Raw genomic sequence first — 12,251 nt, 5'->3', positions numbered from 1 at the left:
CCTCCTTTTCAAACTGATTCTTGGTTATATAATGGAAAAATAATTTTAAATGTAGTTCCTTTGCCTTCTTCACTTTCACATTCTATAGTTCCTTTAAGCTTATGAATGACAATATTATATACAATATTTAAGCCAAGTCCTGTTCCGCCTTTTCCTCTTTTAGTTGTAAAAAAAGGATCAAATATTTTTCCTAAAATATTTTTGTTTATTCCTTTACCATTATCAGAATAAATAAAAATAATATTGCTTTCTTCTCTTTTAATATTAAACTCAATCTCTCCTTCTTGTCCTTGTTCAAAGGCATGAAACAATGAGTTCATAACAAAATTTGTAACAATTTGTGATAAAGCACCTGGATAACTGTAAACTTCAAGATTTTCATCACAGTTTACTTTTACATTAATTTTAGTTTTTTTAAGTTTAGGCTTTAGACTTAAAAGAATTTGATTTATATATTCTTTTATTTTAAATACTCTTTTCTCTTCATTAGACTGATCTGCTGAAACCTGCTTAAAACTCGTAATTAGTTCCGATGCACGCTGTAAATTAGATAAAATTATATCTGCACTTTCATTTGTAATATTTAAATACTTTTCAAAATCAGATTTTTTCATAGAATTATTATGATATAAATCTATAAGTTCCTTAGTTTTTTCCTGCAGATGTGAAGCAGCTGTTACACTAACTCCTACAGGAGTATTTATTTCATGTGATACACCTGCTACAAGTCCTCCTAATGCTGCCATTTTTTCAGACTGCACAATATGATTTTGGGTAATCTGAAGTTTTTCCATTGCTTCAATCAATTCATTATTTGATATTTCCAGTTCTCTCGTTCTTTCTAAAACTCTTTGTTCTAAGTTTTTATTAAGCTCAAATATTTCCTGGTTCATGTGAACAAACCTGCTGGCAGTCAGCACTATCAAAGATAAAATAAATAATATCAATCCTAATTCATTAATATATGTATTTTTAATTGCTGCATAAATTATATAATATATATATATTACCGTACCAAAAGTAAATATTTTAGCTTCTTTAACACCTTTCACTGCTCCTATTATTGAAGATATTAATGTTACAATAATAAGTATAACTAAAGTACTATATAAAACATTTGAAGTAAAATTAATAATATCATATTTCCCTTTTGTAATCGTATATAAAATAACGCTGCTCATTGATATTATACCTGCTGCAATTTCGATTACCCTTATAATTTTCATCAATTTTTTATTTTGTTCTTGAAATACATTACCATAAAAATAAACAAAAACAAAAGGTACAAAAGAAAAAGTTATATAAAATAAATATGTCCATATTATAGGCGCATCTATAAATATAACATTTATATTTGTTACACTTGAAATACCATATAATCCCATGAACACTGTAAAACAGCTTAATGAAGTTAATATTCTTCCTTCTCTGCCTTTAAAAAATAATCCTAAAACAGCAAAAACAATAGAAACAGCAATTATTATACAATTTAAAACTAGTTTTTTTATTCCGCTTTTAAATATATAAGATATTATATCTTTATTTTCTCCCATGAGAATTGAGTTTTTATCAATTATTGGTGTTACGTTCTTATTTTCACCTTTGTTTAATTTTAAAATTAAAATATCATCTTTAAAAATATTTTTCGTCTGAATTGTATTTTCATCTGAACTTATATTAGGCTTTCCTAAAGGAATAATTACATCTTTATAAATAGTATCCAAATCTAAATCTTTACCTAAAACATTATAAGAACTTTTATAGACTATTCTTCCATTTAAAAATGCCTCATAACTATCAGCTTTAATTCCATTTAAATAAATGGCAGGATTAGTCCACTCACCCTCTTGAAGTTTTATCTTAATATAAACAGTACTATTATCAACTATAATTTCATCATAATTTTCCTGAAAATCTTTTATGTTTCTCCATTTGCTGTTACCATTTTCATATTTTTCTAAAATATAAATTTTATCTTTTTCAATTCCTGTACTGTTATCAGCTGCAACCCATAAATCTTCATAACTTAAAATCTGAATTTTATCTATGTCATGATAAAAAATATTTCTTGTTAAATTACCTAATAATGAAATAAAAATAATACAGCTTATTATAATGAATATTTTTTTAAGTTTTATTTCTATTTTAATCTCAGACACCTCCATTTATTTCTAATAAGCTAGTATTATTATATCAGAACAATAATTTCATAAATACCAATAAACTTTTGTTTTTATAAAAATTTAATATTTGCACAAAAGTAACCATTAAGAACTTTTGCATAATTATTCAAAAACTAAAAAAAATCCCAAACTTTAGACTGTATACTATTTGTCTAAGGTTTAGGATGCATTTCAAAACCATATATATTTTTCGCTTAATTTTAATAGTTTTATATTAATATTAATAACAATTTAATTCAGCCTGTAACACATAGTATTTACATAGTTAACAATATAGAAAATAAAATATAAAATTGATTTAATACAGTTTTATATTTAAATTTTAAGAATTAATTATTTATTTAGAAACCTTCGATTAATATTTTCACCTGTTACAGTAGATTCTAATAAATCACCTGTCTGAGCATCATAAACTGATGTTAAAATTGCATTACTATAAAATCCTGCCTTTGTGGTTATTCCATCTGGATATGATGTTAGTATAACCCAAACCATTCGTTCTGGATCTATTAAAAGATTAACAACAGTATTTTCTTTGTTATTCTCTAAAACATGTTCACTCCATGTTTCAAGTTTTACTGATTTAATAAAAGAATTTTTTGTTTTTATTTGATTGGATTCAAGTTTTTTCAATATATTAGCTTTTGATATTAAAGAAGATGAATCAATATTTTTATTAGCAGTATATAATGGCTTAGGATTATTATTATAATTCTGAGAGTTATGTTCTTCAGGTTTTACAGCATTAGATGTAATTGTTGGTTTAGATAATTCTATATTTTTAGACGATAATGCTAATACACTTGATGTACCAGTTAAACATATTGCAGCAACTATAATGATTGTTTTAACATTAGGTTTTATCATGTAAGTTCCTCCTTAATTATGGTTATAGACAATTCTATTTAAATTAGGTAAATAATTTGAAGTCCAATTTAAATTATTAATATCATAATTTAAAGAACTATACCAATTATGCCATGTTCCTGATAAATCTTTATACTGCATATTGGCATTATATATTCCATTAGAAAAAGTTGCAGCAGTATTATTAGTTTCTATACCAACTTGTGTAAATGTGGAATAATCAAATGGCATATAAAATTTTATTGCTAATTGATAATCTACATATACTCCCCACCAAAATGATCCTAAATATTGTATTTCAAACGAATGTCCACTACTAGCATAATTACTTCCAATAGAATATTCTTGATATTTATTTGGGTCTTGTGGTTGCACAGCAGTGAAATGTCCAGCCCAATAATTACCATTCAAATTCCCATCAACATCTCCAACTTCTATCCATTGGCTGGAATCTCCAAAGGCAGTCCACATTTCGTTAGTAATGAACGCATAATTATTTAATGAATCAAAATTGCTAATTAAAGATGACTGGCCATATGGATTATAAAAGTAACCACCATAATTAGTAAGAGAATTATGTTGCTGTGCGTATGCATGATTTGGAATATAACTGGCTTTAACAGATACTATTGGAAAAAATACTAAAATAAAAAATAATAGAAAAACAAACTTAATATATTTGCTTTTCAATTTTACCTCTCCTTCCATTTCAATATAGTATGTTTTTATATGTTAAGTATAATTATATCATTATAGTTTGTTCTATTAAATAGAAAATTATGAAAATATTAGTATTCAAGATTAATAGCCAAGTAAATTGCTTAATTAACTTTCTTATATTATTTAAAAATCATTAATTTTTGTTAATTATTAACTATTTTATTCAGAAAAAATAATCACAAAGTCTATATGCTATTGCACTGTGAATAATTTTTATAACTAGTAAATTAATCCTAATTTCATATGATAAAATATAAAATTTACTCAAACATCTAATTCAGCGGATAATGATTTATCGACAACTTTTTCTTTATCAGTTTCTTTATTAAAGTCTTTATTAAATTTATGTTCATTAACAAATGAAATTATTACTATATTTAAAGCTAATATACCAATGAAAACAACATATGCTCCCCTTAGGCTTCCTGTAAGAGCAATAGATATTCCGCTTAGTAAAAAATTTATTGAAGTTACTATTCCCTGAATAGGAAAAATAACACTATTTACTTTTTCAAAACCATGTCTGCCAAATACTGCAGTAGGAAGTGAAGTTGTAAAGTTTGCGGATCCTCCGATAGCCATTCCTATCATAAATACAGAAATATAAATGGTAAACTTAAGTTCAAGTACATTGAAAAACAGTGCCGCCATATACCATAATCCAAAACAAATCATAGTTTTCTTTGTACCGTATTTATCATCAAGTATTCCAAAAATCCAGGATCCAACAACACCTATTGCTGCCAAAAACGTCATTAAAGCGATAGCCTGAGGTTGTGTAAAACCTAACTGCATATTTCTTACAACCAATTGTGTCATAACACCAACAGTAACCAGCTGATATACTCCTGTTGTAACTGCAGTAAGCCAAGTTTCTCTTTCAGTTAAAAGCTTTTTAGTAGTCCAGCCGCCGTTTTGATCTTCCCCTTGTTCAACAAAATATTCTGCTTCATATACTTCTTTTGTAACATTATCCGGATACATATTTCTTTCCTGAGGTGTATCCTTAACCATTAATAAACCTATAATACCTAAAATTATAACTAAAATACTCGGTATCAAAACACCTTTCTGAAGTCCCCAGGAATTTACAAAGAATGCTATCATAGGAACATAAAAGGCTGATGCTAAATTATGTCCCATAGTTGTATATCCCATAACCACACCTTTTCTTTTAGGGAACCACTTTGCAACAAGAACTCCGCCTGAAATGTATCCCCCTGACATTACTGAACCAGTTATTACACATAAACAGATTGCATACATTGTGATTGTTGTTGATAATCCTAACCCTATATAGAAAATACCTGCTAAAAACATACAGATAGCAGAAGTTTTTTTCGCACCTAATCTAATGTTGATTTGTCCAAATATAATAAAAAATAAAAAACCTACAATTCCGGCTATTGTTCCCATACTTAACACAAGAGAGTATTCTATTCCATTTTTCGCAGCAAATGCTGGGGCAGTTATGTTAGATCCATCATTAACCATACCTACATAAAACCAAAACATTGCGGCACAATAAATTATAATGCCCCAGCCATGACGTCCGAAACCTCCGATTAAACTATTTCCTGACTTTGTTTTACTCATAAAGTTTTCCTCCATTCTGATTAAATTTAACAATAAAAACGACAAATTTTTAACTCATTTCAGAACAACTAATAATGTTGTAACTCTTTATTTTTATTTATGATTCCATTTTGAGTTTAAAAGCCTGTCCTCCTTTCATCAAATACTGTTATAGCCAATAAACTATCAAGCAATTTATATGCCATTTTTTAACAATGCATCTCTTTTTTTAACTGAACTATCCAAGCCTGTAAACACTTGCAATTTATCATATAACTTTCTACTCCTAATTTTTTTGCAGGTAATAAACATAGATTTTCCTAATACAAAATTGTATTAATGCTTTTTTATTATTTGAAACATAGCTTTATTGCTTACTATGGTATGATACATATTTGCATTTAATATAATACGTTTTAGTATTATTTTCCTGTTATTGTTTTTTATTGAAATAAGATTTTTTGTATCAATTTATAAATTGATATTATCTTTGATATTAGTTTATATAACTTAAAATTTCCCATAAAAAAAAGACACTGCTGACATTATAATAGCAGTATCTTTTAACATTAATTCTTAACTTTTAACTCTTAATTCTTAATTCTTAATTCTTAATTCTTAACTTATTATACTTATTATTTAATGTACTTGTATCTTAAATCCTTCCCTTTTCCTTCAACTGTAAGGTCAGCATAAGGATTATATTTTGTATTAGTAACTACTTTATACAAATTGTATAGCTGTGGCAAAAATACTCCCCAGTTACCAATCTCTTCTGCACAATGCTGAGACCATATAATACCTTCTTCAGGTGTTTCTTTCTTTTTCATACCTATTGCTGAAGATTTACCAACTACACCATAGTCAGTTTTCTGCCATTGATGTATTCTGTATCCCATTACTTCTTTTGTATTTAAAGCCTCAGCGCCAAAACCAAGACCTGCAACAACAACACAGTGTTCATAAATAATATACTCCTTAACTTCTGCTGGTACTGTAGCTAAATCTTCAAACCTTATATATAGATTCTGACGTGTTCCATCGTTCCAAGTTTGTGGTGCTATATGTACTGATCCTATTGGATTACCATGTTTTGGAGCTATTGCCCATTCTAAAGGCTCATGTTGTGATGGATGCCATAAAAGAAATGCCTTCTCCATATTGCTCCAGAACCAATCTATCATTACAGGCGTTACTCCTTCATGCTTCCAGTCTAAATGTGTCCCCATAGCATCTTGTATTACCTTTACTTCCATACTAACTTACTCCCCTTCATGAAAATATATTATTTATTTTTATATATTTATTATATATCATGCATAATATATGTTGCAAGATTTTAAATTGAATAATTTTTATAGTATTTACAATAAATTTCAATGTACCATAATTAAAATCCTGTACATACACAGGATTTTAATGTTTATTATAAAACTATCGGTTATTTATTATTAATTATACTCATTAGTATTTCAGTTCCTTTATCATAATTCTCCCTAAGAGCCTTTATTGCCCCTTCAATATCACCTGAAAGCACTGCATTATAAATTCTTATATGTTCTTCCATGTTTGAAGAATCTTTTTTCTGTTTTCTGTAAGCACTTCTAAGCATACTTTGCTGAACTTTTATAAGCTGTGATACTGATATAAGTCTGGAATTATTTGCGTATTCATAAAAAACATATATAAATTTTTCCACACAGCGTGAACGTTCCACCTCATTCTTTGCTGCCTTATATAAGTTAATTTGTTCTAGAAGCTTTTTAGCAATATCCTCACCATTTGCTGATTTCATAGCATATGTTATAGCAGCACAATCTAAGGTAAAAGCAACTTCCTGAACCTCTAATATATCCTTTTCTGTGAAATTAATTACTCTGGCACCTATATTGTTTTTATACTCAATTAATCCTTCTTTCTGAAGTCTGTTAATTGCTTCTCTAATTGGAGTGCAGCTTATTCCTAATTTTTCCTGTAATTCATTTACATTAACTCTTTCTCCCCATTCAATTTCAAGGTTTATAATTTTTTCTCTCAAATGTTCGTATATTTGATCAACTAAAGATTGTTTTACTATTGCTGCCATTATTTTTAATCCTCCCGTGAAAATATTTATGTAATATTCTAATTTTTTATATTTTATAAGATGCAAGATTTTCACTTGCTACAAAAATAATAACAGAATATATGTTTAGCATCAATATTTTTTCCAATAAATTAAGCACAGCAATTAAAGCTGTGCTTAATTTATTTAGATATTAACTTTTACGTTATCAACTAATACCTGAGAATTTAAAGTTATTTGTTCTATAGTAGCAGCTATTTCCTCAACAGTAGCAGCCTGCCCTGTAGCAATTTCACCTATTTCTTTAGTAGCATTTAAAACAACCTTTATACTTTCCTCTATTTCATAAAGAGCTTTAGATATTTTTTGAGAAGTATCTCCGCTAAGTAATGCTAGTTTTCTCATCTCACTTGCTACCACAGAAAATCCTTTTCCATTTTCTCCTGCTCTAGCCGCTTCTATAGAAGCATTTAATCCTAAAAGATTGGATTGCTTTGATATGTTATGAATTAAACCTATAGCCTCATTGCTTTCTTTTATACTTTCTTCCGCCTGTTTTGCTTTTTCAATCATTGCACTTAACTGTTCTGAAAGCTTTAAAGCATTATTTGCTATTTCATTTATTGTTACACTAGCTTGTTGAAGAGAACTCATTAAACTAACAGAAGAGTTTTGTATCTCTGCCAGCTTTTCTGTACTTTGTGAAACTCCAAGAGTTCCAATTGCTTCTCCATATTCATTAAATATCGGCACAGCATTAACTTTCATATCTATACCATGCTCTTCTTTTGTTAGGATTTTTTCTAATTTTTTCTTATCTTTAATAATCTTTTGTACTCCGCTTAGCTGATCACTTTTCAGAGGTCCTACCTTAAAAGGAGCTTTTACTTTGTTTCCATCTTGTGAATATATACATTCGCTTGTGTCGGTGACAGTTAACGAAAAATCACCATCGATTATATCTCTTATGACTGGCATAACCTCTAATAAATATTGAAGTTTTTTTTCCATTGTAGTCCCCCTGTTTTCTTTTTATTTATTATATATCATTTTAATTAAGTATTCTCTTAACTCCTTGTTTGACTTGTCTATTTCTTCAGAAGTCCACTCTTGAAATCCCTTTCCTGTCTTAAAACCTAACTCTCCCTTTTCAACCTTCTCTTTCAGAAGAGGTGATGGCTCAGTAGAATTTTCAAGATGTTTTAAAATATAACTGTGAATAGAAAGGGTTAAATCAGTACCTACCATATCTGCATTTTCCATTGGAGCAAGCTTTGGTAGCCTTAATCCAAAGCTGTATTTTACTGCTTCATCTACAGTTGCTGCATCTGCAATTCCTCTCTCTACTATAGATATTGCTTCTCTCCAGAGAGCATGCTGAAGTCTGTTTGCTACAAATCCGGGCACATCCTTATTAACTCTTATAGGACGTTTTCCTGCCAAAGTAAGAAGTTCCATAGTCTTGTCCATAACTTCATCAGAAGTATCATCTGCCTTTACAACTTCAACAAGAGGAATTAAATAAGCTGGATTCCAGAAATGCGTTCCAACTACCCTTGCTTTGTTTTTACATTTTGATGCGATTTCTGTAATACTCATAACAGAGGTATTTGAAGCAAATATAGTATCTTGTCTGCAATAATTTTCAAGATTTGCAAATAAATTTTGCTTAAGCTCCATATTCTCTGGAATACATTCAACTACAAAATCTGCATCCTTTGTTGCTTCTTTCATATCTTCTGTTAATATTATTCTGCTGAAAATGTCTTCAATTGTATTATCGTCTATTATGCCCTTTTCCTTTAGCTGCTCAAGATTAGATTTTATTTTATCCATGCACTCGTATTCAAATTTTTCTCTTATAAAAATTGTAACCTTTAAATCCTTACATCCTGCAAATACTTGAGCAATAGCACTACCCATAAGTCCTGGTCCGAATACTGTAATATTTTTAATACTAGTTCCCATAAAAAAACCTCCTTAAAAATTTTTAAAAAAATTGCTTCAAAAAACTATTCAAGCAATTTATGTGCCAACTTTCTCCACTTCATTGCTTAATTTTATCCCCAAAGCCTTAGCCTTTCTAAAAACTGTAGGCTGAGTAACACCAAGTACCTTTGCCGCTTTATAAGTACTGCCGTATTTCCTGAGAGCACGTTCTATAATTTCTTTCTCAACTCTAGCCAAGGCATCCTTAAGCAGTAAGTTATCTTCTACATTGTCTGAAGGTATTTTATTATTTCCAATTATATTTGATACCTGATTATAGGTAATATATTTTTCATCATCAATAATTGTCAGTCTTTCAATAACATTCTGAAGTTCTCTTACATTGCCCGGCCAATCATAATACTCTAAAGCCTGTATTGCTAAACTGTCAAAATTCTTATTCTTTCCATATTTAATATTAAATTTATCTAAAAATGTCTGTGCTAAAATAGATATATCTTCTTTTCTATCTTTTAGTGCTGGAATTTTTATAGGCAATACATTTAATCTATAAAATAAATCTTCCCTAAACTTGCCTTGTTTTATCAGTTCTTTTAGGTCCCTATTTGTTGATGCTATTACTCTCACGTCAAGCTTTATGCTTTTAGTTCCACCAAGCCTCATAATTTCTTTTTCCTGCAGCACTCTAAGTAATTTTGACTGTAAATTTAAAGGCATTTCACCTATCTCATCAAGTAGGATTGTCCCCCCATTAGCCATTTCAAACATACCAAGCTTTTCTTTATTTAAAGCCCCTGTAAAAGCCCCTTTTTCATACCCAAATAATTCTGACTCAATAAGACTCTCTGGTATAGCAGCACAATTTACTTTAATGTAAGGTTCCTTTCGCCTGTCGCTCTTATCGTGAATTTCCTTGGCAACAACTTCTTTACCGCTGCCTGTTTCACCAGTTATTAAAATAGTTGCCTCCGTTTTTGCTACGTATTTAATTAGTTCCTTTATTTCCTTCATATTGGGACTTTCACCAATAAAATTCCTGTTATCAACAGCTTTGTTTCTATAATAATTTAATTCATTCAAATATTTCTCATTCTTTTTTTCTGTCTTTTCTAGTTTGTCTTTTAATTTAATTAATTCCGTCAAATCTCTCATAACTGTTAGAACCTGCTCAACTTCACCATTTCTGTTAAAGATGGGATTGCCGGTTATTAAAACTTTTTTGTTATTTTTACCTATAGTGGCTAATGAAGTTACTTTTTTCTTATCTTTAATCACAAGCATTGAAACAGCATTATTAAACATTCCTTGTTTAATTGCTTCTTCAATATGCTTTCCAACTATATCCTGTTCATTTATTTCAGTTATTTCAGTATAACCTTTATTAATGGCTGTAACAATTCCATTCTTATCCACTATACATATTCCATCGGATACAGCATCTCCTATTGCAAAAGCATCTAACTCTCTTTCCTTATACCTGTTAAGCTGCTCTAAATCATTCTTTTGCTTCTCTATTACATCCTGATAATATATTAAAATATCAAATACTGCATCATCTACTTCAATAAACTCTTTATTTTTCAATTTTTCTATTCCTTCTCTTATAAATTTATCGATTTTAAACAACTTTTTTTCCATAATATTTACCCCTACTATCAAAATAATGAATTAAAACAGCTCGTCCCTTATACATATGTGTATTATCTAATACATATATGTATTAAGTAATTTACATAAAACTTATAAATAAATACGAAAATAATTTAAACTTCCTTTAAATATTGACATTGCTGATTTTTCTGTAAATTCCTCTTAAAAACATTATAACACTAAAAATTGTTAAAAACAAATCAATGATAACGGTTATACTTTAAACGATATTATTAATCAATAGCGTACAACTATTAAACATAGCAAATAAAAAATCGCACCAAAAGTAATACAAAATTTTATTACTTTTAATGCGTTTTTTATTATTTTAAATCTGATTTTTGTAAATAAGTGCTAAACAATTGACATTGCAGCCATATAACCGCTTCTAACTGCATCTCCTATTTTTCCTGGCTTTAAGCAATCACCAATAACATATACTTCTTTTCCCTTGAATGCATCTTTTAATTTTTCTACAACATCAGAGTTTGATTTATTTCCTGTTGAAAAAATAACAGTATCTGCCTTAATAAATAATTCTTCTCCATCTTTAAAAACAACAACACCGTCTTTCTTAAACTCATGACACTTAGCTCCAAGAACCTGCTTTATTGCTCTTTTATCCATTTCATCAAGTAGAGCATTTCTATAGTACCCAAAGGTCTCATAGGCCATCATTTTATTCATTTCAACAACAGTAACATTCCTGCCCTCATTAGCAAGGTGAAGTCCTACTTCACACCCCACAAGACCGCCGCCTACTATGACAACATTTTTACCAATCTTGTCTATTGAATTATAAGCTTCAAGAGCATTCATAGCTAAATCAATACCAGGAATCCTTGGTACAAGAGGCTGAGAACCTACTGCAATAATTAATGCATCTGGATTTATCTTGTCTATTAAAGCTGCATCAGCCTCTGTATTTAAAATTACTTTAATATCTTTATCATTTTCTACTTCCCTGATTAAAAGATTTTTAAAATTCCTTAAGTCTACCTTATCTTTATCTTTATCAGTGAAATTGATAATTCCGCCTAATTTATCAGTCTTCTCTACAAGAGTTACTTTATGTCCTCTTTCTTTAGCTGTCAATGCTGCTTGAAGTCCTCCAATACCACCTCCGATAATTAATACTCTTTTGCTTTCCTTTGGAATAGGCATACGATCAGGATAATGTCCAAAACCTGAATTAGGATTTATTGCACATCTGCCCATTGATGCTGGAGAGTAAATTTTAG

General features: G+C 29.1%; 10 protein-coding genes. All 10 read right to left on the bottom strand.

Translation table 11 applies throughout. From position 1 onward, the window contains the following. Window positions 1-8: 8 nt before the first annotated feature. Complete coding sequence (locus M2651_RS14450; protein WP_252132087.1) at window positions 9-2,159, bottom strand: ATP-binding protein; 2,151 nt, start codon at window positions 2,157-2,159, stop codon at window positions 9-11. Between the two features lie 357 nt (window positions 2,160-2,516). Next, window positions 2,517-3,050: a hypothetical protein gene (locus M2651_RS09335; RefSeq protein WP_252132086.1), complete on the bottom strand. Its 534-nt coding sequence runs from the start codon at window positions 3,048-3,050 to the stop codon at window positions 2,517-2,519. A 12-nt stretch (window positions 3,051-3,062) separates the two neighbouring features. Beyond that, complete coding sequence (locus M2651_RS09330) at window positions 3,063-3,740, bottom strand: hypothetical protein (RefSeq protein ID WP_252132085.1); 678 nt, start codon at window positions 3,738-3,740, stop codon at window positions 3,063-3,065. Window positions 3,741-4,034: 294 nt separating this feature from the next. Further along, window positions 4,035-5,366: an MFS transporter gene (locus tag M2651_RS09325; RefSeq protein WP_252132084.1), complete on the bottom strand. Its 1,332-nt coding sequence runs from the start codon at window positions 5,364-5,366 to the stop codon at window positions 4,035-4,037. 614 nt (window positions 5,367-5,980) lie between these two features. Next, a complete protein-coding gene (locus tag M2651_RS09320) occupies window positions 5,981-6,601 on the bottom strand; it encodes a hypothetical protein (protein WP_252132083.1) in 621 nt (206 codons plus the stop codon). A gap of 185 nt (window positions 6,602-6,786) precedes the next feature. Further along, the gene (locus M2651_RS09315) at window positions 6,787-7,431 is read right to left on the bottom strand and encodes a GntR family transcriptional regulator (protein ID WP_252132082.1); all 645 of its coding nucleotides are present in this window, start codon (window positions 7,429-7,431) and stop codon (window positions 6,787-6,789) included. A 165-nt stretch (window positions 7,432-7,596) separates the two neighbouring features. Continuing rightward, window positions 7,597-8,421 carry a methyl-accepting chemotaxis protein gene (locus M2651_RS14345; protein WP_286207971.1) on the bottom strand — a complete coding sequence of 275 codons (825 nt, stop codon included), beginning with the start codon at window positions 8,419-8,421 and terminating at the stop codon, window positions 7,597-7,599. Window positions 8,422-8,442: 21 nt separating this feature from the next. Then, the gene (locus tag M2651_RS09305; RefSeq protein ID WP_252132081.1) at window positions 8,443-9,378 is read right to left on the bottom strand and encodes a 3-hydroxyacyl-CoA dehydrogenase family protein; all 936 of its coding nucleotides are present in this window, start codon (window positions 9,376-9,378) and stop codon (window positions 8,443-8,445) included. Between the two features lie 57 nt (window positions 9,379-9,435). Then, window positions 9,436-10,998 carry a sigma-54 interaction domain-containing protein gene (locus tag M2651_RS09300; RefSeq protein ID WP_252132080.1) on the bottom strand — a complete coding sequence of 521 codons (1,563 nt, stop codon included), beginning with the start codon at window positions 10,996-10,998 and terminating at the stop codon, window positions 9,436-9,438. Window positions 10,999-11,364: 366 nt separating this feature from the next. Then, window positions 11,365-12,228 (bottom strand): FAD-dependent oxidoreductase, encoded by an 864-nt coding sequence (locus M2651_RS09295; RefSeq protein ID WP_252132079.1) that lies wholly within the window; start codon window positions 12,226-12,228, stop codon window positions 11,365-11,367. Window positions 12,229-12,251: the final 23 nt, after the last annotated feature.

Source organism: Clostridium caldaquaticum, assembly GCF_023806125.1.
Taxonomy (GTDB): Bacteria; Bacillota; Clostridia; order Clostridiales; family Clostridiaceae; genus Clostridium_AT; species Clostridium_AT caldaquaticum.
This window is presented reverse-complemented; position numbering and strand designations above follow the sequence as displayed.

Excerpts from the sequence above, each read along its gene's own strand:
- M2651_RS09315 (WP_252132082.1), bottom strand. The coding sequence starts at position 7,431 with ATGGCAGCAATAGTAAAACAATCTTTAGTTGATCAAATATACGAACAT.
- M2651_RS09325 (WP_252132084.1), bottom strand. The coding sequence starts at position 5,366 with ATGAGTAAAACAAAGTCAGGAAATAGTTTAATCGGAGGTTTCGGACGT.
- M2651_RS09295 (WP_252132079.1), bottom strand. The coding sequence starts at position 12,228 with ATGGGCAGATGTGCAATAAATCCTAATTCAGGTTTTGGACATTATCCT.
- M2651_RS14345 (WP_286207971.1), bottom strand. The coding sequence starts at position 8,421 with ATGGAAAAAAAACTTCAATATTTATTAGAGGTTATGCCAGTCATAAGA.
- M2651_RS09305 (WP_252132081.1), bottom strand. The coding sequence starts at position 9,378 with ATGGGAACTAGTATTAAAAATATTACAGTATTCGGACCAGGACTTATG.
- M2651_RS09300 (WP_252132080.1), bottom strand. The coding sequence starts at position 10,998 with ATGGAAAAAAAGTTGTTTAAAATCGATAAATTTATAAGAGAAGGAATA.
- M2651_RS09320 (WP_252132083.1), bottom strand. The coding sequence starts at position 6,601 with ATGGAAGTAAAGGTAATACAAGATGCTATGGGGACACATTTAGACTGG.
- M2651_RS09335 (WP_252132086.1), bottom strand. The coding sequence starts at position 3,050 with ATGATAAAACCTAATGTTAAAACAATCATTATAGTTGCTGCAATATGT.